A 19,223-nucleotide genomic window follows, 5' to 3' on the forward strand; every position below is an offset into this window, starting at 1 on the left:
TAACAAACGTATATAATTAAATAATAAGACAAAAATTAAGGATGGTAAAAACCATGGCTAATCATTTAGTGACAATTTGTAATCAGATTAAAAGTGAGCTAATTAAAGAATCACCCAAAATAACTGTGACGTCAATTTGCAAGTTAGCAAATGTTCATCGCTCAACGTTTTATCGATATTTTAGTCGTGGCTTGAAGCAAGCCTATTTGCATATTTTTACAGAAGAGGTTCGACGAATTTTTAATAGAAAGTCTCATTCACTAGATATGAGGTTTAAAAATTTAGTCTTACTTTTGCAGACTGAAAAGCTATTATTTAGTCAATTACAAAAGCGAATTGCTGTTGATTTACAGTTAGAAACATTAAATCGCTTGATGATTCACTTTTTAACTAAGCATGATTATCCGGTTTTGAAAAGTAATCGGATATATGAATTGGTTTCAAGATCAAATGCGACGCGATTGGTTCAATGGATGAGTTTAGACTTTGATGAAAGTCATGAAAAAGTTGTTTATGATTTGATTTTTGCATTGCGTCTACTTGAAAAATTAGCCTAATAAAAAAGCCTTATCTATTAGATAAGGCTTTTTTATTAATCTAGATCAATAAAGTGTTCGATTGCTTTAGCAACACCATTATTTTTGTTAGTATCGGTGATGTATTTTGATAATTCTTTAATTTCAGGCACTGCATTTTCCATAGCAACAGGCAAACCAGCAGTACGAATCATTGATTCATCGTTGTAGTTATCACCGATTGCCATAACGTCTGCAATATCAATGTTTTTTTCTTCGGCATAACGTGCCAAAGCAATACCTTTTTGGGCATCTTTATGATTGATTTCAACGTTATTAGGGGATGAAGAAGTGATAATCAAGTCATCTTTTTGGTCTAAAGTTTGACGTAAATCTTTGAAAACATCAGGACCATTTTCATCAAATACAACAATTTTCATCACTTTGAAAGAATCATCATTCAAAATTTTGTTATAATCATCAACGTAAAGGATATCCATTAGTTCGGCACGAGCTGAGGCTAATTCGATACCTGTTTTAAAATCCGTCCCTGGATTTAGTGAAACGATTAAGTCTGCTACGTTTTTGATACGACCTACACGGCTGTTTGAAACTAGTCCTTTGTTAGTAACTAGTTCAAAGTAAAAACCGTGTTCATTTAGTAAAGTCATTAAATCTTGTGTACGTTCTTTTTCAAGTGGAATTTCAACTGCCACATTACCATCAGGGTCAAAAACCATCGCACCGTTTAAAGTAACGTAGCTGGCTTTTAATCCAGCACCTTCAACCAATGGACGAGCTTCAGTTAAGCTACGTCCTGTGGCTACGATAAATTCAACACCCTTATCTTGAGCTTTTTTAATAATTCGTGCATTTTCTTGTGATAATTCTAATTTGTCATTCAATAATGTTCCATCCATATCGGATGCAATTAATTTAATCAAAAGAGCCACCTCCTAAAGTTATACTTAAATTTTAACATAAAATAATCTTAATTAGTAAAGTAGGTTTAATAATGAAACAACTTATTGGAAATGATTGGGATACCGTTTTAAAACCGAGTTTTGAATCAGAATCCTATCAAGAATTACGTCAGTTTTTAAAATCTGAATATCGTGAGCAAACCGTATACCCCGAGATGTATCATATTTATGAAGCCTTTAAATTAACACCCTTTAACCAAACAAAAGTCGTGATTTTAGGACAAGATCCTTATCATAATCCTAACCAAGCACATGGACTAAGTTTTAGTGTGTTACCTGGATCAAAATTACCACCATCTTTAAAAAATATTTATAAAGAATTAAAAGAAGATTTAGGAATTGACCCCGTTAATCACGGTTATTTGAAGTCATGGGCAGACCAAGGAGTCTTAATGTTAAATGCGGTTTTAACAGTTCAATATCATCACCCTAATTCCCATGCTGGCAAGGGTTGGGAGCAATTAACAGATGCTGCTATTAAGGCATTAAGTACCCGTGGAAATGTTGTTTTTATTCTATGGGGAGCCTATGCTCAGAAAAAAAGTAAGTTGATTGATTCAACAAAAAATGTCATGATTAAATCACCCCATCCGAGTCCATTGTCTGCTTATCGAGGATTTTTTGGTTCAAAACCATTCTCACAGACCAATGCGGCTCTGGAACAATTCGGAGAAGCTCCCATCAACTGGCAACTTCCCGAAACCCCTTAAAACTATCAAGGAGAATTGATTATGGATTTATTTAAGTTATTTAAAGAACAAATTACTGGAAAAAACATTAGTGTTGTTTTCCCTGAGGGAAATGATGACCGAATTTTAAGAGCTGCTGTGCGTTTGAAAGCAGATAATCTGTTAAATCCAGTTTTACTTGGCAACCAAGCAGAAATTGAAAATAAAGCAACTGAACTATCATTGTCTCTTGAAGGACTTTCAATTTTAGACCCACAAAATTATGATGAATTTGAAGCAATGGTCGAAGCATTTTTAGAACGCCGTAAAGGTAAAGAAACACGTGAACAAGCAGAAGAAATGCTCAAAACAGTGAGTTATTTTGGAACAATGCTAGTGTATATGAACAAAGTTGATATTATGGTATCAGGTGCCGTTCATTCTACTGCTGAAACTGTTCGTAGTGCTTTGCAAATCGTCAAAACTCGACCAGGTATCAGCCGTATTAGCGGGGCATTTATTATGCAAAAAGGCGATGAAAGATACATTTTTGCAGATAGTGCTATTAGTATCAATCCAACTGATAAAGAACTAGCTGAAGTGGCTGTTTTATCTGCTGAAACAGCTAAAATGGCTGGGTTGGAACCTAAAGTAGGAATGCTAAGCTTTTCAACTAAAGGATCAGCTAATAGTGAAGAAGTTCAAAAAGTGCAACGTGCAACCAAAATCGCACAAGAAATGGCACCGGACTTAGATATTGACGGTGAATTCCAATTTGATGCTGCTTTTGTGCCTTCTGTTGGAGAATCAAAAGCAAAAGGGTCAAAAGTGGCGGGTCACGTGAACGTCTTTGTTTTCCCAGAATTGCAATCCGGAAATATTGGATACAAAATTGCACAACGTATGGGTGGTTATGAAGCGGTTGGTCCAATTTTACAAGGTCTTAACCAACCAATTTCAGATTTATCTCGTGGTGCTAATGAAGAAGATGTTTACAAGACGGCCATATTAACTGCTGCACAGTCACTATAAAGAGGTGAGTATGATGCAATTTGTGACACAAGATGAATCCCAAACAATGGCTTTTGGCAAACAACTAGGTAAACTTGTTACACCTAAAACACTTATTTTATTAGATGGTGATTTGGGAGCTGGTAAAACAACTTTGACCAAAGGTATTGCTAGTGCTTTAGGGATTAAACGTCCTATTAAAAGTCCTACTTTTACGATTGTACGCGAGTATTTAAAGGGAAGATTGCCTTTATTTCATATGGATATGTACCGTTTAGAAGACGGCGATATGAGTAGTATTGATCTACCCGCTTATTTTGATCAAGGCTCAGTGATTGTCATGGAATGGTCAGTTAATATTTTAGACCAGCTACCTGATGATTATTTGCGAATCAAAATTGAACGTTTAGATAATGAAATTGATTCAACTAAACGTCAATTTACATTAGAAGCAGTCGGTGACAAGAATAATCAGCTAATTGAAGAATTAAAAAAAACTAGTTTTGCAGGTTAAACCTGTTTAACTAGTTTTTTTAATGGCGAATTTCCAAATTGCTGTTGTTGATTAATTAAAATATTCGCACAAGCCAAGCTATCAGCTAAAGCATTGTGATGATTATCCAGTTCAATTTCAAGATAATCAGAAACGGTGTTCAGTTTATGATTAGGCAAATCAGGGTAGAAATTTCGACTGGTTTTGACCGTATCTAGTGATAAAAAGTTAGGAACATCTAATTCATACTTTTTGAGACAAGCCTTTAAAACACTATTATCAAAAGGTGCATTATGAGCAACTACTAGTGAATTTTGATTGAATAAAGGTTTAATGTGTGGCCATATTTCAGCAAATGTTGGGGCATCTTGCACTTGTTCGGCTGTAATATGATGGATTTGTGTGTTGCGATAGTGAAAGTTATCATGTGGATTGATTAAAGAATAAAATGAATCAATAATCTTGTTATCTCTAACCATGACAATAGCAAGAGAACAAGCGCTACTTCGTTTTTGGTTAGCTGTTTCAAAGTCAAAAGCAATAAAGTTCATAAAAAACTCCTTTATTTTATAAATCTGAATAACGTTTAATTTTAGTCTAGTTGTTTTTTTGGTAAAATGAATAGGAATAGCAAAGAGGTGTAGGAAGTATGGATATTAACGAATTAAAAGAACAAGGTTTTTTAATTAATCAAAATGTATCATTAGATCGTTTTACATATACTAAAACAGGTGGTCCTGCTGAGTTTTTAGCATTTCCCAAAAATATAACACAAATTGAGCAGTTATTACAGATTGCTCGCAAGGAAAATTTGCCAATTACAATTATTGGTAATGCTAGCAACTTAATTATCCGCGAAGGTGGGATTCAGGGGCTAGTTTTGATTTTAACTGAAATGAAAGAAATTGAAGTTACAGGTAACAAGATTACAGCTCAAGCCGGAGCCAAGATTATTGATACATCTGAAATGGCTTATGAACACAGCCTTAGTGGCTTAGAATTTGCGGCAGGTATACCAGGTAGTGTTGGTGGTGCTGTATTTATGAACGCTGGGGCTTATGGTGGTGAAGTCAAAGATGTTTTAAAATCAGTCACAGCCATTACGCGTCAAGGTGAGTTAAAGACTTATCACAATCAAGATCTTCAGTTTTCATATCGTCATAGCTTATTACAAGATAATGATGAAATTGTGCTGTCAGCCACGTTTGAATTAAAACCAGATGAAACTACCAAAATTAGAGCTATGATGGATGATTTCAATGAACGTCGTGCCAGCAAACAACCATTAGAATATCCATCTTGTGGTAGCGTCTTCAAAAGACCCGAAGGTCATTTTACTGGACCGTTAATTATTGAAGCAGGCCTACAAGGTAAAATAATTGGTGGTGCTCAAGTATCGACCAAACATGCCGGATTTATCGTGAATATTAACCATGCAACAGCAACTGATTATCTTGACTTAATTGAGCTCATTCAACAAACAATTTGGGAAAAGAACCAAATCAGGTTAGTCCCAGAGGTTAGAATTATTGGCGAAAAAGCCAAATAAGGAGGTTGCCATGGCATCCATTATAGAAATGAAAAATGTTTCAAAACGATATGATGATGGCTTTGAAGCATTAACCAATTTAAACTTAAAAATTGAAAGTGGTAAATTTTATTCAATTTTAGGGCCTTCTGGTTCGGGGAAAACAACCGTACTACGAATTATTGCCGGGTTTAGTGATATTACAAGCGGTAAGTTGTATTTTGATAATCAAGATATTACAGATACACCCGCTAATCAACGAAAAGTTAATACGGTATTTCAAGACTATGCGTTGTTTCCTCATTTGAATGTTTTTGACAATATTGCTTTTGGACTTAAGCTCAAAAAGCGACCAAAAGAAGAAATTAAAGAAAAAGTTGCGAATGCTCTGGAAAAAGTAAGGTTACCTCAACATGCCAATCGTGAAATATCAGAATTAAGTGGTGGTCAAAAGCAACGGATTGCGATTGCGCGCGCGATTGTGAATGAGCCAAAGGTTTTGTTATTAGATGAATCACTATCGGCTTTAGATAAAAAATTACGAAAAGACATGCAATATCAATTACGTCGTTTGCAAAAAGATTTAGGCATCACCTTTATTTTTGTTACACATGACCAAGAAGAAGCTTTAGCTTTGAGTGATGAGATTTTTATCATGAATGAAGGTAAAATCGTTCAAAATGGAACGGCTACGGATATTTATGATGAACCTGTTAACCGATTTGTTGCTGAATTTATTGGTGAATCTAATATCGTTGATGGTGTGATGAAGGCTGATTACTCTGTTGAATTTGTTGGGAAGGTATTTGACTGTGTGGATGCAGGGATGCAACAAAATGAACCTGTTCACGTTGTTTTACGCCCTGAAGACTTAGATATTACGACAGTTGACGAAGGTAAATTAACTGTAACGATTGTGTCACAAATGTTTTTGGGTAATCATTTTGAAGTGAATGCAGTTGATGAAGATGGGAACCAATGGCTTATTCATGCGACTAATTCTGTTTCCGTTGGACAAAAAGTTGGCGTTTATTTTGACCCAGAAGATATCCATGTTATGAGAATTGGGGAATCACAAGTTGATTTTCATAATCGAATTGAAGAATACGGAGATTAGTGATGAAGTTAAGAAAAAATCTTTTTATGCTGCCTTACTTATTTTGGATACTCCTATTTGTCATTTTGCCGTTAATTTTAATTGTCGTTCAATCTTTATTTGGAACAGACGGACAGTTCACCTTAACTAACTTTGTCAGCTTTTTTACGAGTGGAACTTATTTATCAATGACAGTAAATTCATTTATTTATGCATTGATCGTAACGGTCATTACCTTAGTGATTAGCTATCCTGTTGCGTATATTTTAACCAAATTAAAGCATTCACAGTTTTTCTTATTATTAATTATCTTGCCAACTTGGATTAATGTTTTATTGAAGGCTTATGCTTTTATTGGGTTGTTTAGCCAAAGTGGCTGGGTTAATCAATTTTTAGGAGTTTTTGGTATTGGGCCAACACAATTGCTTTTTACGGATTTTGCTTTTATTTTTGTAGCTTCTTATATTGAAATTCCGTTTATGATTTTACCTATTTTTAATTCACTTAAAACAATCAATGGGGAATATATTCATGCTGCTAATGATTTAGGGGCAACACGTTTTCAAACGTTTACCAAAGTTATTTGGCCGCTCAGTTTAGATGGGGTTAAATCTGGTATTCAGTCTATCTTTATTCCGACTCTATCGCTGTTTATGATCACACGTTTAATTGGTGGTAATCGTGTAATTACACTAGGGACAGCCATTGAGCAACACTTTTTAACAACTATGAACTGGGGCATGGGATCAACTATCGGGGTGATATTGATGGTAATTATGATTGCCTCAATGAAATTGACGAATGGATCAAAATAGAAGGAGTATGGCACATGAAGAAAAAATCAAAATTTGAACTCATTTACTTAACGCTAGTTATGGTTGTGTTATACTTTCCTATTTTCTATTTAATCTACTTTTCGTTTTCAAGTGGCGATTCAATGAATTACTTTGAAAGTTTCACATTTGATCATTATCAGGCGCTGTTAAATGATCCACGATTAATTAGAATTGTACTGGATACAATTCTGCTAGCATTATTATCTAGTTTATTTGCAACAATTATCGGGACTTTAGGAGCCCTTTACATTCATCAAGTCAAAAAGAAATCAGTCAGAAATGGGTTGTTGTCACTAAATAATATTTTACTGGTATCACCCGATGTGATTATTGGTGCCAGCTTTTTGATATTATTTACATTTGCTGGCTTTAGCTTAGGGTTTTATTCAGTCTTATTGAGTCATATCGCTTTTTCTGTTCCAATTGTGGTTTTGATGGTGCTACCTAAGCTCAAAGAAATTAATCCAACATTAATTGATGCTGCTTATGATTTAGGTGCTAGTAAGTATAAGGTATTATCAGCAATCATTTTGCCATTAATTACACCAGGTATTTTATCTGGATTTTTCATGGCATTGACCTATTCCTTAGATGATTTTGCGGTAACCTTTTTCCTAACGGGACAAGGATTTACCACATTATCTGTTGAGATTTTTTCACGGGCTCGTCGAGGTATTAGTTTAGAAATTAATGCGTTGAGTACCTTAATGTTCCTATTCTCATTATTACTTGTGATTGGCTATTATTTCCTTAGCCAATATAGTCAAAAGAAGAAGGTGACAAGATGAAAAAATTAACACTATTAGGTGGCGTGATTTTAGCATTTTGTCTGCTTCTAGCGATGGGTTCAAGTGCGTTAAATCAGCAGCCAAAAGAAGCCGGTAAAGTTTTGAATTTATACAATTGGGGCGATTATATTGATCCAGAATTATTGTCAAAATTTGAAGAAGAAACGGGCTATCAGGTGGTTTATGAAACTTTCGATAGCAATGAATCGATGTATACTAAAATCAAACAAGGATCAAATCACTATGACTTAACAATCCCATCGGATTATATGGTTGAAAAAATGAAAAAAGATGACTTGATTCAAACGATTGATAAAAGCAAGCTCGATTTTCTCAATCAAATGGATGCTAATATTATGGGTCTATCTTATGACAGTCAAAATGATTACTCGATTCCTTATTTCTATGGAACTTTAGGCATTGTTTATAATGACCAATATGTTAAAGGAGAAAATTTAAAGTCGTTTAATGATTTGTGGCGTCCGGATTACCGACAAAGTATGATGCTAGTTGATAGTGCGCGTGATATTATGGGCTTATCTTTAATTTCACAAGGACACAGTTTGAATACAACTGATAGTAGTCAGTTGAATCAGGCAAAAGAAAAATTAGATAAATTAGCGCCAAATGTAAAAGCAATTGTGGCAGATGAAATGAAAATGTATATGATTCAAAATGAAGCAGCTATTGGCGTAACTTGGTCTGGAGAAGCGGCAGAAATGTTGAAGAATAATGAGCATTTACATTATGTTATTCCAAAAGAAGGTAGCAATCTATGGGTTGATAACTTTGTCATTCCAAAATCAGCTCAACACCTGGATGCTGCTTATGCTTTTATGAACTTTATGATGAAACCGGAAAATGCGGCTCGAAATTCAGTTTATCTTGGTTACTCAACGCCTAATATATTAGCTAAACAAGAACTAGAAAAAACGCAAGATCCTGTACTTTCATTTTATCCAACAGCTGACCAAATGAAACATCTAGAGGTATTTAAAGATCTCGGTCAAGATGTTGTCCAAACCTATAATGACTTATTTTTAGAGTTTAAAATGTACCGAAATTAAAATGCATATAAAAGCGTGATATAATATAAAGAAGTATGGAGGGATTTTTGTGAGTTTAGATTGGGGTAATATCATTACCTGGCATAACTTTTTAGGCTTGGTTGATATTTTTATCGTCTGGTATGTTTTATATCGATTGATTATGTTAGTTAAAGGAACTAAAGCCGTTCAATTGGTTAAAGGATTAGCCGTTATTGTTGTCGTACAGTTAGCTAGTTCGCTTTTAAAATTGGACACGGTCAATTACATTGTTAATCAGATTATGATTTGGGGTGTAATTGGCATTATCATTATTTTTCAACCTGAAATTAGAAGAGGGTTAGAGCATTTAGGAAGAACACCAATTTTGGGATCGCGCACGCAAACTGCCCAAGAAACAGGCGAAAAGTTCGTCAAGGAATTAGATAAGTCAATTCAATATATGTCTAAAAGACGTATTGGTGCACTAATTAGTATCCAGCAAAATACAGGGTTAGATGATTATATTGAAACAGGTATCCCGTTAGATGCTGATATCACGGGTGAATTATTGATTAATATCTTTATTCCCAATACACCGCTTCATGATGGAGCAGTTATTGTTAAAGATGGCAAACTGGCTGTTGCGGCGGCTTATCTGCCACTTTCTGATAGTAATATTATTCCTAAAAAATTAGGAACACGTCACCGAGCTGCGGTGGGGATATCAGAAGTAACAGATGCGATTACAATTGTTGTTTCTGAAGAAACAGGTGGTGTAACTATTACACGCAACAGTCAATTGATGGTTGACTTAACACGTGAAGACTACTTGAAATATTTAAAAGCACAATTTGTTCCAGAAGGTGACCAAAAAACATCTTGGTGGGATCGTATGATTGATCGTTTTTGGAAATGGGGGTCAAACAAATAATGCGTAATTTTTTGAATCGACCTATTGTTTATAAAATTTTAGCATTACTTTTTGCTGTAGGTCTCTATTTTTATGTACATGATAATAATCTAGGTATCTCAAGAAATAGCAATGAAAATTCTCAAGTAGCTAACACTATGAGATCGACTAGTGTGCCGCTACAACTTGAATTTGACTCAGACAAATACTTTGTAACAGGATACCCTGAAAAAGTTAATATTGATTTGGATGGTCCAGCAGCCGTGGTGACTGTTTTATTGAATAATAATAATTTTAAAGTTTTTGCTGATTTGAGTTCATTGGGTGTCGGAACACATCAAGTTAAACTACAACAATCAGGTATCAATAATCAGATTACAACCAAAATTTCGCCTGAAACTATCACAGTTAACATTCAACCAAGAGGTGCAGTAACATTACCAATTCAATCATCCTATAATAAAGCAAGTATTGCGCAAGGGTATAATGTTGGTATTCCACAACTTTCGCCAGATACGGTTAGTGTGACAGGACCCCAATCTGAAATTGCTAAAATTTCAAGAATTGAAGCCCATTTAAACTTGTCACCTAATGTTAAAGAAACGGTTGAACAACAAGTAATGTTGCAAGCGCTTGATGCTAACGGTAACCAAGTTAACGTGGTATTGAATCCAGAAACGACGCATGTTCAATTGCCAGTAACTTTGCCTAGCAAAGAAGTTAATTTGAAATTCAATTTAAAAAATCCATCTGATAAGTTGAACTATGAAGTTACTTCAAATACGCAAAAAGTAAAAGTGTTTGCGCCCCAAACAGCCTTGGATGGACTAGATGAAATTGACTTATCAGTAGATGTTTCGGCGATCAAAGACGTTACAGAACAAGATTTGAAAATTGAATTACCGACAGGTATCATGGGAGTAACCCCAGATACTACTCACATCAAAATAAAACCAACAAATAAAGAATCATAAAAGAGATGCTAATAGTTTAAGCATCAGGGAAGAAAGGTTGTTAATCAATGACTAAATATTTTGGAACAGACGGTGTAAGAGGTGTAGCTAACAAAGAACTCACACCTGAACTAGCTTTTAAACTCGGAAGAGCCGGCGGGTACGTGCTAACTAAACATAAAGCCGAAGGTGCACAACGTCCTAAGGTTTTAGTAGGACGTGATACTAGAATTTCAGGAGAAATGTTACAGTACGCCTTAATTTCAGGCCTTTTATCTGTAGGAATTGAAGTTCTAGAATTAGGTGTGGTAACAACACCAGCTATTGCTTACTTAGTTAAAGTTCAAGAAGCGGATGCAGGAATTATGATTTCAGCATCTCATAACCCTGCCCAAGATAATGGGATTAAGTTCTTTGGTGGCGATGGCTATAAATTATCCGATGCTACCGAAGCTGAAATTGAAGCTTACTTAGATAATCTTATTGATGATTTACCAAGACCTTCTGCAGAAAAGCTAGGTCACTTAGAAGATTATCCTGAAGGTGCAGCTAAGTACTTACAATTTATTGAACAAACCATTCCAGAAGATTTGGATGGTTTAAAAGTAGTAGTTGATGGTGCAAATGGTTCAACAAGTGCATTAGTTAACCGTCTGTTTGCTGATGTTGATGCAGATTTTGTGGCAATTAATGCTAATCCTGATGGTATCAACATTAATAAAAATGCGGGATCTACTCATCCTGAACTGTTAAAAGAAGCTGTTTTAGAAAATAAAGCCCAAGCTGGATTGGCCTTTGATGGTGATGGCGACCGTTGTATTGCAGTTGATGAAAACGGTGATTTGGTTGATGGTGATAAAATCATGTATATTATTGCCGCATTTATGAAAGAACGTGGTCGTCTTAAAAAAGATACAGTCGTAACTACAGTAATGAGTAATATTGGGTTATACAAAGCTTTTGATGAATTAGATATTGATTATGTTAAAACAGCTGTTGGTGACCGTCATGTTGTAGAAGAAATCAGAGAACATGGCTACAATATTGGTGGCGAACAATCAGGTCACGTTGTTTTATTTGATTACCACAACACCGGTGATGGAATGTTAACTGGTCTACAATTGCTTTATGTCATGAAAGCAACAGGTAAGAGCCTAAGTGAATTAGCTGCACCTGTTAAAATTTACCCACAAAAATTAGTTAATGTTAAAGTAACTGATAAAAATGCTTGGCAAGATAATGATAAAATTCAAGCAATTATTTCAGAAGTTGAATCTGAAATGGGTTCAAATGGTCGTGTTCTTGTGCGCCCTAGTGGAACAGAATCATTACTTCGTGTAATGACTGAAGCACCAACTGAAGAATTAGTTCATAGTTATGTTGATCGAATTGTAGATGTTGTAGAAGAAGAAATCGGCTTATAAAAAAAAGAACTAGCTTTCGCTAGTTCTTTTTTTGTTTAAAATTTATTTAATCTATACCAATTTAAAAATAATTTATTGACTTTTAATATGACAATAACTACAATTGTTATTGTAACGTACTTTTATAAAGTATTAATAACAAAAACAAGTGGTATAATCGATATATACCAATTTAGAGGAGTTCAATATTATGTGTGGAATCGTGGGAGTCGTTGGGAATGAAAACGCCACAGACATTTTAGTTAATGGTTTAACTAAATTAGAATACCGAGGCTATGATTCAGCTGGTATTTACGTTAATAATCAAAATAATCAAGACTTTCTAGTTAAAGCAACTGGAAAAATTAAAGAATTAAAAGACAAAATCACCCCAGAAGTTAAAGGGTCTATTGGAATTGGGCATACACGTTGGGCGACACATGGTATTCCAACTATTGAAAATGCGCATCCTCACTTATCAAATGATGACCGCTTTTATTTAGTACACAATGGTGTGATTAATAATTATCAAGAACTAAAAGATGACTACTTAGCTGATGTTCAGTTCCGTAGTCAAACAGATACCGAAGTAGTAGTTCAATTGGTCGATCGTTTTGTAGTCGACGAAGGTTTAGATACTTTTACTGCATTTCAAAAAGTACTTCATTTAATTGATGGTTCATATGCTTTCTTGCTAGTGGACCGTGAAAATCCTGAAACATTATTTGTTGCTAAAAGAAAAAGTCCTTTGTTATTAGGACTTGCTGAAGGTTATAATGTTGTGACAAGTGATGCTATGGCTATGCTTGATCAAACTAAAGATTTTGTTGAATTAAATGATGGTGAAGTAGTTATTTTAACTAAAGATAGCTACCAAATTTTTGATGAAAACAACCAAAAAGTTGAACGTGATTCTTATCACTTATCTGTTGATTCCGAAGCGGTTTCAAAAGGAACATACCCTCACTTTATGTTAAAAGAAATTGACGAACAACCTTCTGTAATGAGAAGAATTAGTCAAGAATATTTCTCATCTAAGGGTGATGTTGAAGTTAATCAAAATATTGTAAATAGTATTTTAGATAGCGATAGAATTTACATTGTAGCTGCTGGTACTAGTTATCATGCGGGACTTGTTGGTCAAAAAATCATTGAAAAACTAGCTGGCATTCCAGTTGAAGTTCATGTAGCTAGTGAATTTGGTTATTACCCACCAATTTTATCTCAAAAGCCATTCTTTATTTTCTTATCTCAATCAGGTGAAACAGCTGACAGTCGTCAAGTACTATCAGAAGTGAATAAACAAGGATATCCAAGTTTGACGATTACAAACGTTGACCGTTCAACCTTATCTCGTGAAGCAACGTATACAATGTTACTTCATGCAGGCCCTGAAATTTCAGTTGCTTCTACCAAAGCTTATACAGCACAAATTGCTGTGCAAGCTGTGTTAGCTAAAGCATTGAGTGAACAATCAAATTATGAAAGTGGTAAAGAATTTGATTTGCAAACTCAGTTAGCTTTAGTGGCTAATGGGATGCAAGAAATTGTTGATGAAAAACAATTGTTAGATGATATGAGCCGTCGTATTTTAACCGATGCTGACAATGCCTTTTATATTGGTCGTGGAATTGATTATAATGTTGCCCTTGAAGCAGCATTGAAGTTAAAAGAAATTTCATACATCCATACTGAAGGATTCGCTGCTGGTGAATTAAAACACGGGACAATTGCGTTAATTGAAGAAGGCACACCTGTTATTGGTTTTATCACAGACAAATTGAGTGCAGGACACACAAGAAGTAATCTACAAGAGGTACTATCTCGTGGAGCTGAAGTGTTTACTATTTCAATGAAACGTGTAGCTAATGAAACTGACGGAATTGTTTTACCAGATGTTGATGAACTGTTAACACCATTATTAAGTGTTATCCCAGCTCAACTTATTGCCTATTACACTAGTTTGAATCGTGGTCATGATGTTGACCAGCCACGTAACTTAGCTAAATCAGTTACGGTTGAATAAAAATAAAAAGCAAAGCACTCTGTTTAAGAGGCTTTGCTTTTTTGCATCTATTTTTAATTTGAAGAAGTGTTTTTACTTTCATCTCTAAAGAAATGAGTTTTTTCTTCAATAATTCCAAAAATCACTGCACCAATTAGCATCATTGCAAATTGTGTTACCATCAATGTGCCATAAGTAATCCAAAATGGTGCGGCTGCGAACCAGTATAGTTCGGCTGCAATCATGAACATACTAATTGCTCCGATAAAAGGAGAAATCAATAATTTAGTCCAATAGTTTTTGACATGTTTAGCAATATAGTAACTACCAGCGGTCATTACTAAGGTGTTAGCTGTTCCGATTCCCATATCGATAAGGGCATTGGGACTTGAAAATAAGTTGAATAAGAAACAACCGATGGTAATTCCCCAAATATATCTTTTATTAAAAACAGCAATGGGATTAGTAATTTCAGCAACTCTGAATTGTAACGGTCCAAAAGAGACAGGCTGAAATAAAAAGCCTAGCACAAGATAAAGTGCAGCAACGAGTGCTGTTTTAGTTAAGTTAACAACGTTTTGATTCATTTGTATAGTCACTCCTAGTTTTTTTATGTGGGATGGTTTCGAACCACAAAATTCAAAACAATAATATAATATACAGGATTTTCAAAATTTTGACAAATATATTGTGTAATGCCTTGCCCTTAAAGTAATGTTTTGCTATTCTTGGGTAGGTTAAATCTATCATTCTGAAAGAGGGATAAAACATGTCAGGACATTCAAAATGGCATAACATTCAAGGTCGTAAAAACGCACAAGATGCTAAACGTGGAAAAATTTTCCAAAAACTTTCAAAAGAAATTTACATGGCAGCTCGTAATGGGGATACGGATCCAGCTAATAATCCAGCACTACGTCTGGTAATGGATAAGGCTCGTTCAGCTAACATGCCTAAAGATAATATTCAACGTGCCATCAAAAAAGCTCAAGGTGGAGACGGTGAAAGTTATGATGAAGTAACTTATGAAGGATACGGACCAGGTGGTGTAGCGGTATTTGTTGAAACACTAACAGATAACAAAAACCGTACAGCGACATCTGTTCGTTTAAACTTCTCACGTAACGGTGGAACTTTGGGTGAACCAGGATCAGTTGCATATATGTTTGATCGTAAAGGTTACATTGCAATCGACCGTTCAACTACTGATGTTGAAGAAGATGATTTGTTACTTGAAATTATGGATGCAGGTGCTGAAGACTTACAAACAAGTGATGAAGCATTTGAAATCTATACAGGTGCAAAAGAATTTACAGAAGTTCGTGATGCTTTAGAAGCTGCAGGATATGAATTGGCAAACTCTGAATTGACAATGATTCCACAAAATAAAATGGCAGTTCCAGAAGATAAACAAGAACAATTTGAACGTATGATTGATGCTTTAGAAGACAATGATGATGTTCAAAATGTTTACACTGCTGCAGAAGATGAAGATAACGATTAAAAATAAGCCGAAAGGCTTATTTTTTTTGCCTAAATGTAATTTAAAAAAGTTAGCGTACTTAGCTAGTAACTAACTTGAAAGGAATAACATATGGGTTTATCTAAAGAATCGTCACATTTAATAGCAGAGGCCATTAAACAAGGTGCACAAGATTTATATCTGTTACCAAGAAATAAGAATTATCAAGTTTACCTTAAACACAATAATGACTTTGAATTGTTAGATAAAATAACAACAGAAAAAGCACAGCTTATGATTAATCAACTAAAGTATGCAGCTAATTTAGATATTGCTGAACATCGACGACCACAAAATGGGAGCTTTGATTTAGTGGAATATCCGGCAACTAATTTTCGACTGTCCACTTTATCGAACTATCAAAATCAAGAATCAATGGTTATGAGAATAATTAATGCTAAAACTAAACAAAACTACTTTTTGCCAGAACAACTGAATGAGTTGCAAGCTAATGCTAATAGTAGAGGGCTGATGGTATTTGCAGGACCTGTTGGTTCAGGTAAAACCTCAACCATGTATGCCATTGCAAAAACGCTTTCAGCAGAAAAAATGGTGATGACCATTGAAGATCCTGTTGAAATTAAAAGTAGTCATTTTTTTCAAGTTCAAGTTAATGAGCAAATAGAAATGTCTTATCTTGATTTGTTGAAAGCTGCTTTAAGACATCGACCAGATGTTTTGATTATTGGTGAGATTAGAGATAAAAAAACAGCTCAGGTGGCTGTTGAAGCTGCATTAAGTGGTCATTTAGTCATGACAACCATACACGCCAAGACAGCTCACGGTATTATTGAGCGTTTTAATCAGTTAGGCGTTGATAGCGCTAGACTTCAAAGTGTTGTTAACTGTCTTTGTTATCAACGCTTATTACTTTCGACTACGGGACAATTAGCTTGTTTGATTGATGTGCTAAAACCCGAGGCGATAAATAATCAACAAGATACTCAGGGAAAGTATCAGTCATGGCGGAAGAAACTTCAGACTATTTATAATCAGGGGCAAATAGATGAAAAAACACTTAATCACTATCAAGAAGGATAGTTCTCAACAACTATTGTTTATGAAGTATTTAAAGATGTACTTAGAAAGTCATTTTTCTTTTAGTGAGGCAATCGGGTTTATGGCACTTATTTGGCCAAAGCAAGGCATACTGTGGTTTGATACCTTAAGTTCAGACTTGAAATCGGGTCGTGATATTCACCAATCACTACTAAAAGCCAACTTTAATAAAATGATGAGTTTTCAAATTCAACTAGCCCTAAAACAAGGAACATTAATTGCTTGTTTAACACAATTGATTACGTTAACAGAGTTACAGCATAAGCAAATGAAGAAAATAAAAAGTCAGTTATCTTATCCAATAATGTTATTTGGATTAACAGTTGTTGGATTCTTTTTTATTCAACAAACTCTCAATTCAGGTTTTTTAGATTCACAGCCCTCAATTATTGAAAGTATTGTTGGCTATGTCGTGATAGTGGTCGTTTCAGTTATCTTAGCGCTGATTGGTTATTTAGTCATTGTCCAGCGGCAACAAAAACAAAAGCAATTGAAATTTTTGTTAAAGTGGCCAGTTATTGGCAAAATTATCGAATTATATAGTCATTATGTTATTACATTTAATCTTTCCTATTTGGTTGGTAATGATTATCAAGTGAATGAAATATGTCGTTTTTTAAGTCAGCAAAATCAAAAAGAATCTTTACAACAAAAAATAGCGATAAAGTTGGATCAGCATTTAAAAAAAGGCCTATCTTTGAAAACCTTCGTTGAGAAGGAAGCTTTTTTGCCTAACCGGTTAATTCCAATCATCGAATCAGGAAAAAGCCGTCAAACTAAGAGTCAACAAGTCAAAGTACTCAATCAAATTATTTATGAAGAGCTACTTTTTCAACTGAAGCGAGTCACATTAAAGATACAACCTATTTGTTTTATATTGATTGGCCTGTTTGTATTAGGGCTTTATTTGAAGATATTGATGCCATTATATGGCACATTAAGGGGATTATAATGAAAAACAAAGTTAAGGGCTTTACATTAATTGAAATGTGTTTGGTAATTGCAATTATTGCGATTTTAGTTTTATTGATTGTGCCTAATATCACGCAACAAAAACAAAAAGCAGAACAAAAAATTGAAGAAGCTTTTCAAACGACACTGCAGACACAATTAGAATTGCAAGATAAATCTATAACCAACTTGTTAGATCTTGAACTATCACCGAGTCAAAAAGAAAAAGCTAAAGATTACGAAGTGGTTAATGGCTTGGTAAAAAAACGTGTTAAAGGCCAAAGCTAGAGGGTTCATGTTACTGGAAACGATTATTTGTCTGCTGATTATTTGTACTTTAATTGTCTTAATGAAAATAGTCGTTCAACCCACACCATCACCGAAATTACAACAAGAACAGTTCATCACTCAAGTTCGAACACATTTGAAATGGGGAATAAAAACAGCTTTTTTGTCGCGTAAAACAGTTTTTATTCAATATAGTCGTAGCCAGCAACTATTAATTCTTAAATCAGGTGCTACTTTTCGAGAGCAATTAAAAGTTCCAACTGGTTATTATTTAGAAATACCGGGAAATGAATTAATGATTAATCAAAGAGGGTATGTCGCACCCAAGACCATTATTATCAGAGGACCTAATGGCTTTAAATATGATTTTAGGGTGCAGATGGCCTGGGGAGAAATTTATGAAAATTAAACAACCAGCGTTTATTTTGTTAGAAAATATGGTGTCGTTTTTATTGATGGTCAGTTTGCTAATGACTTTTGCTGGAACAATGCGTTATGTTAAGCAACTTGAAGTTCAAAAAAGTCTAGTAGTCAATGCTCATTTAGCAGCCGTTATGTTGAAAAATTCAACAAAAACGAGTTGTCAGATTGAAAACGATTGGTTCGTATTGGTTAGTCCGACAAAAATACAAAATGTAACACAGAAGATAATTTATGAAATTTAAAGCGTTTACTTTAATTGAAGCGGTTATTTCAATAGCGATTATTTTGTTAACGTTACAGTTAGTTGCACAGGTTGTTGATTTGAACTATCGTTTTACTCATCATGGCAATCATCAAAAAATTGATAATGCTTATTTTTATTTAAAAATGAATCAAACTTTTAATGATTATGATTGCATTAAGATTGATCAGATTAAAAGCAAAGCTAATCAAATTTATTTGATAGCTGAAAAGGACAATCAAATAAGTCGTTTATCATTAACCATAAAGGATAAAACGATTATTTTGAAAACTAACGATGCAGGATACGTTCCTGTTTTGACGGAGGTACATCAGGCAAATTTTTGTTATAATATTGAGAGGGGTTTTAGTTTAGATGTGGAAGATTCCAAGAAAAGAAAATCACAGTTATTATTCACGCTTAAAAGTTAAAGCAAGTATTTTGTTAAGTATTGTTTTTTTGGTAGGCATTTCGCTAGTAACCCTATACTTTAAACTGGAAATCTTCCGAATTGAGATGACA

Annotated in this window: 23 protein-coding genes and 1 riboswitch; of the genes, 20 read left to right on the forward strand and 3 right to left on the reverse strand. The window is 34.4% G+C overall.

Translation table 11 applies throughout. The features are described 5' to 3' along the window. Positions 1-53: 53 nt before the first annotated feature. Positions 54-557, forward strand: a complete 504-nt coding sequence (locus R4Y45_RS03215; RefSeq protein WP_339969224.1) for a hypothetical protein — start codon at positions 54-56, stop codon at positions 555-557. A 35-nt stretch (positions 558-592) separates the two neighbouring features. Here the strand turns inward: R4Y45_RS03215 and R4Y45_RS03220 are convergent, their stop codons facing one another. After that, a complete protein-coding gene (locus R4Y45_RS03220) occupies positions 593-1,468 on the reverse strand; it encodes a Cof-type HAD-IIB family hydrolase (protein WP_412747364.1) in 876 nt (291 codons plus the stop codon). Between the two features lie 62 nt (positions 1,469-1,530). Here R4Y45_RS03220 and R4Y45_RS03225 point away from each other — a divergent pair, with 62 nt between their 5' ends. From R4Y45_RS03225 to tsaE, 3 genes are read left to right on the forward strand one after another with little or no spacing between them, the layout of a single operon-like run. Then, on the forward strand, positions 1,531-2,208 hold the full coding sequence (locus tag R4Y45_RS03225; protein WP_339969227.1) for a uracil-DNA glycosylase: 678 nt from the start codon (positions 1,531-1,533) through the stop codon (positions 2,206-2,208). A 21-nt stretch (positions 2,209-2,229) separates the two neighbouring features. Next, entirely contained in the window at positions 2,230-3,198 is a 969-nt protein-coding gene (gene pta, locus R4Y45_RS03230) for a phosphate acetyltransferase (protein ID WP_339969229.1), read from the forward strand. Between the two features lie 13 nt (positions 3,199-3,211). Then, positions 3,212-3,691, forward strand: coding sequence for a tRNA (adenosine(37)-N6)-threonylcarbamoyltransferase complex ATPase subunit type 1 TsaE (tsaE, locus tag R4Y45_RS03235; RefSeq protein ID WP_339969231.1), 480 nt, complete (start codon positions 3,212-3,214; stop codon positions 3,689-3,691). Here tsaE and R4Y45_RS03240 read toward each other — a convergent pair. After that, on the reverse strand, positions 3,688-4,221 hold the full coding sequence (locus tag R4Y45_RS03240) for a 3'-5' exonuclease (protein ID WP_339969233.1): 534 nt from the start codon (positions 4,219-4,221) through the stop codon (positions 3,688-3,690). The genes tsaE and R4Y45_RS03240 overlap by 4 nt on opposite strands. 98 nt (positions 4,222-4,319) lie before the next feature. On the opposite strand from R4Y45_RS03240, the gene murB reads away from it, so the two are divergent. From murB to glmS, 9 genes are all read left to right on the forward strand, one after another. Continuing rightward, a complete protein-coding gene (gene murB / locus R4Y45_RS03245) occupies positions 4,320-5,219 on the forward strand; it encodes a UDP-N-acetylmuramate dehydrogenase (RefSeq protein ID WP_339969235.1) in 900 nt (299 codons plus the stop codon). A 10-nt stretch (positions 5,220-5,229) separates the two neighbouring features. Next, positions 5,230-6,315 (forward strand): ABC transporter ATP-binding protein, encoded by a 1,086-nt coding sequence (locus tag R4Y45_RS03250; protein ID WP_339969238.1) that lies wholly within the window; start codon positions 5,230-5,232, stop codon positions 6,313-6,315. A 2-nt stretch (positions 6,316-6,317) separates the two neighbouring features. Then, positions 6,318-7,109 (forward strand): ABC transporter permease, encoded by a 792-nt coding sequence (locus tag R4Y45_RS03255; RefSeq protein WP_339969240.1) that lies wholly within the window; start codon positions 6,318-6,320, stop codon positions 7,107-7,109. 14 nt (positions 7,110-7,123) lie between these two features. Next, the gene (locus tag R4Y45_RS03260) at positions 7,124-7,918 is read left to right on the forward strand and encodes an ABC transporter permease (protein ID WP_339969242.1); all 795 of its coding nucleotides are present in this window, start codon (positions 7,124-7,126) and stop codon (positions 7,916-7,918) included. Then, positions 7,915-8,985 (forward strand): ABC transporter substrate-binding protein, encoded by a 1,071-nt coding sequence (locus tag R4Y45_RS03265; RefSeq protein ID WP_339969244.1) that lies wholly within the window; start codon positions 7,915-7,917, stop codon positions 8,983-8,985. The genes R4Y45_RS03260 and R4Y45_RS03265 overlap by 4 nt, the downstream gene beginning before the upstream one ends. A gap of 49 nt (positions 8,986-9,034) precedes the next feature. Continuing rightward, positions 9,035-9,877 carry a diadenylate cyclase CdaA gene (gene cdaA / locus R4Y45_RS03270; RefSeq protein ID WP_339969246.1) on the forward strand — a complete coding sequence of 281 codons (843 nt, stop codon included), beginning with the start codon at positions 9,035-9,037 and terminating at the stop codon, positions 9,875-9,877. Continuing rightward, entirely contained in the window at positions 9,877-10,830 is a 954-nt protein-coding gene (locus R4Y45_RS03275) for a CdaR family protein (protein ID WP_339969249.1), read from the forward strand. Before cdaA ends, R4Y45_RS03275 begins: the two co-directional genes overlap by 1 nt. Positions 10,831-10,877: 47 nt before the next feature. Continuing rightward, positions 10,878-12,233, forward strand: coding sequence for a phosphoglucosamine mutase (glmM, locus tag R4Y45_RS03280; RefSeq protein ID WP_339969251.1), 1,356 nt, complete (start codon positions 10,878-10,880; stop codon positions 12,231-12,233). Between the two features lie 190 nt (positions 12,234-12,423). Continuing rightward, positions 12,424-14,238 carry a glutamine--fructose-6-phosphate transaminase (isomerizing) gene (glmS, locus tag R4Y45_RS03285; protein ID WP_339969253.1) on the forward strand — a complete coding sequence of 605 codons (1,815 nt, stop codon included), beginning with the start codon at positions 12,424-12,426 and terminating at the stop codon, positions 14,236-14,238. A gap of 53 nt (positions 14,239-14,291) precedes the next feature. Here the strand turns inward: glmS and R4Y45_RS03290 are convergent, their stop codons facing one another. Further along, complete coding sequence (locus R4Y45_RS03290) at positions 14,292-14,804, reverse strand: QueT transporter family protein (RefSeq protein WP_339969255.1); 513 nt, start codon at positions 14,802-14,804, stop codon at positions 14,292-14,294. Between the two features lie 8 nt (positions 14,805-14,812). Further along, a riboswitch (PreQ1 riboswitch) is annotated at positions 14,813-14,857 on the reverse strand. Positions 14,858-14,986: 129 nt separating this feature from the next. On the opposite strand from R4Y45_RS03290, the gene R4Y45_RS03295 reads away from it, so the two are divergent. The 7 genes from R4Y45_RS03295 to R4Y45_RS03325 all read left to right on the forward strand — a co-directional run bounded on the left by R4Y45_RS03295 (position 14,987) and on the right by R4Y45_RS03325 (position 19,132). Then, positions 14,987-15,721 (forward strand): YebC/PmpR family DNA-binding transcriptional regulator, encoded by a 735-nt coding sequence (locus R4Y45_RS03295; protein WP_339969257.1) that lies wholly within the window; start codon positions 14,987-14,989, stop codon positions 15,719-15,721. Positions 15,722-15,811: 90 nt separating this feature from the next. Beyond that, complete coding sequence (gene comGA / locus R4Y45_RS03300) at positions 15,812-16,780, forward strand: competence type IV pilus ATPase ComGA (RefSeq protein ID WP_339969259.1); 969 nt, start codon at positions 15,812-15,814, stop codon at positions 16,778-16,780. Then, positions 16,746-17,750, forward strand: coding sequence for a type II secretion system F family protein (locus R4Y45_RS03305; RefSeq protein WP_339969262.1), 1,005 nt, complete (start codon positions 16,746-16,748; stop codon positions 17,748-17,750). Before comGA ends, R4Y45_RS03305 begins: the two co-directional genes overlap by 35 nt. Beyond that, positions 17,750-18,037, forward strand: coding sequence for a competence type IV pilus major pilin ComGC (locus R4Y45_RS03310; protein ID WP_339969264.1), 288 nt, complete (start codon positions 17,750-17,752; stop codon positions 18,035-18,037). The genes R4Y45_RS03305 and R4Y45_RS03310 overlap by 1 nt, the downstream gene beginning before the upstream one ends. A 7-nt stretch (positions 18,038-18,044) precedes the next feature. Then, positions 18,045-18,446 (forward strand): hypothetical protein, encoded by a 402-nt coding sequence (locus R4Y45_RS03315; RefSeq protein ID WP_339969266.1) that lies wholly within the window; start codon positions 18,045-18,047, stop codon positions 18,444-18,446. After that, on the forward strand, positions 18,436-18,702 hold the full coding sequence (locus R4Y45_RS03320) for a hypothetical protein (RefSeq protein ID WP_339969268.1): 267 nt from the start codon (positions 18,436-18,438) through the stop codon (positions 18,700-18,702). Before R4Y45_RS03315 ends, R4Y45_RS03320 begins: the two co-directional genes overlap by 11 nt. Next, positions 18,692-19,132 (forward strand): competence type IV pilus minor pilin ComGF, encoded by a 441-nt coding sequence (locus R4Y45_RS03325; protein ID WP_339969270.1) that lies wholly within the window; start codon positions 18,692-18,694, stop codon positions 19,130-19,132. Before R4Y45_RS03320 ends, R4Y45_RS03325 begins: the two co-directional genes overlap by 11 nt. Positions 19,133-19,223: the final 91 nt, after the last annotated feature.

This window comes from Holzapfeliella saturejae, from assembly GCF_037546065.1.
In the GTDB taxonomy this organism is placed as follows: Bacteria; Bacillota; Bacilli; order Lactobacillales; family Lactobacillaceae; genus Holzapfeliella; species Holzapfeliella saturejae.

Excerpts from the sequence above, each read along its gene's own strand:
- R4Y45_RS03215 (WP_339969224.1), top strand. The coding sequence starts at position 54 with ATGGCTAATCATTTAGTGACAATTTGTAATCAGATTAAAAGTGAGCTA.
- R4Y45_RS03225 (WP_339969227.1), top strand. The coding sequence starts at position 1,531 with ATGAAACAACTTATTGGAAATGATTGGGATACCGTTTTAAAACCGAGT.
- pta (WP_339969229.1), top strand. The coding sequence starts at position 2,230 with ATGGATTTATTTAAGTTATTTAAAGAACAAATTACTGGAAAAAACATT.
- tsaE (WP_339969231.1), top strand. The coding sequence starts at position 3,212 with ATGCAATTTGTGACACAAGATGAATCCCAAACAATGGCTTTTGGCAAA.
- R4Y45_RS03240 (WP_339969233.1), bottom strand. The coding sequence starts at position 4,221 with ATGAACTTTATTGCTTTTGACTTTGAAACAGCTAACCAAAAACGAAGT.
- murB (WP_339969235.1), top strand. The coding sequence starts at position 4,320 with ATGGATATTAACGAATTAAAAGAACAAGGTTTTTTAATTAATCAAAAT.
- R4Y45_RS03250 (WP_339969238.1), top strand. The coding sequence starts at position 5,230 with ATGGCATCCATTATAGAAATGAAAAATGTTTCAAAACGATATGATGAT.
- R4Y45_RS03255 (WP_339969240.1), top strand. The coding sequence starts at position 6,318 with ATGAAGTTAAGAAAAAATCTTTTTATGCTGCCTTACTTATTTTGGATA.
- R4Y45_RS03260 (WP_339969242.1), top strand. The coding sequence starts at position 7,124 with ATGAAGAAAAAATCAAAATTTGAACTCATTTACTTAACGCTAGTTATG.
- R4Y45_RS03265 (WP_339969244.1), top strand. The coding sequence starts at position 7,915 with ATGAAAAAATTAACACTATTAGGTGGCGTGATTTTAGCATTTTGTCTG.
- R4Y45_RS03275 (WP_339969249.1), top strand. The coding sequence starts at position 9,877 with ATGCGTAATTTTTTGAATCGACCTATTGTTTATAAAATTTTAGCATTA.
- glmM (WP_339969251.1), top strand. The coding sequence starts at position 10,878 with ATGACTAAATATTTTGGAACAGACGGTGTAAGAGGTGTAGCTAACAAA.
- glmS (WP_339969253.1), top strand. The coding sequence starts at position 12,424 with ATGTGTGGAATCGTGGGAGTCGTTGGGAATGAAAACGCCACAGACATT.
- R4Y45_RS03290 (WP_339969255.1), bottom strand. The coding sequence starts at position 14,804 with ATGAATCAAAACGTTGTTAACTTAACTAAAACAGCACTCGTTGCTGCA.
- R4Y45_RS03295 (WP_339969257.1), top strand. The coding sequence starts at position 14,987 with ATGTCAGGACATTCAAAATGGCATAACATTCAAGGTCGTAAAAACGCA.
- comGA (WP_339969259.1), top strand. The coding sequence starts at position 15,812 with ATGGGTTTATCTAAAGAATCGTCACATTTAATAGCAGAGGCCATTAAA.
- R4Y45_RS03305 (WP_339969262.1), top strand. The coding sequence starts at position 16,746 with ATGAAAAAACACTTAATCACTATCAAGAAGGATAGTTCTCAACAACTA.
- R4Y45_RS03310 (WP_339969264.1), top strand. The coding sequence starts at position 17,750 with ATGAAAAACAAAGTTAAGGGCTTTACATTAATTGAAATGTGTTTGGTA.
- R4Y45_RS03315 (WP_339969266.1), top strand. The coding sequence starts at position 18,045 with ATGTTACTGGAAACGATTATTTGTCTGCTGATTATTTGTACTTTAATT.
- R4Y45_RS03320 (WP_339969268.1), top strand. The coding sequence starts at position 18,436 with ATGAAAATTAAACAACCAGCGTTTATTTTGTTAGAAAATATGGTGTCG.
- R4Y45_RS03325 (WP_339969270.1), top strand. The coding sequence starts at position 18,692 with ATGAAATTTAAAGCGTTTACTTTAATTGAAGCGGTTATTTCAATAGCG.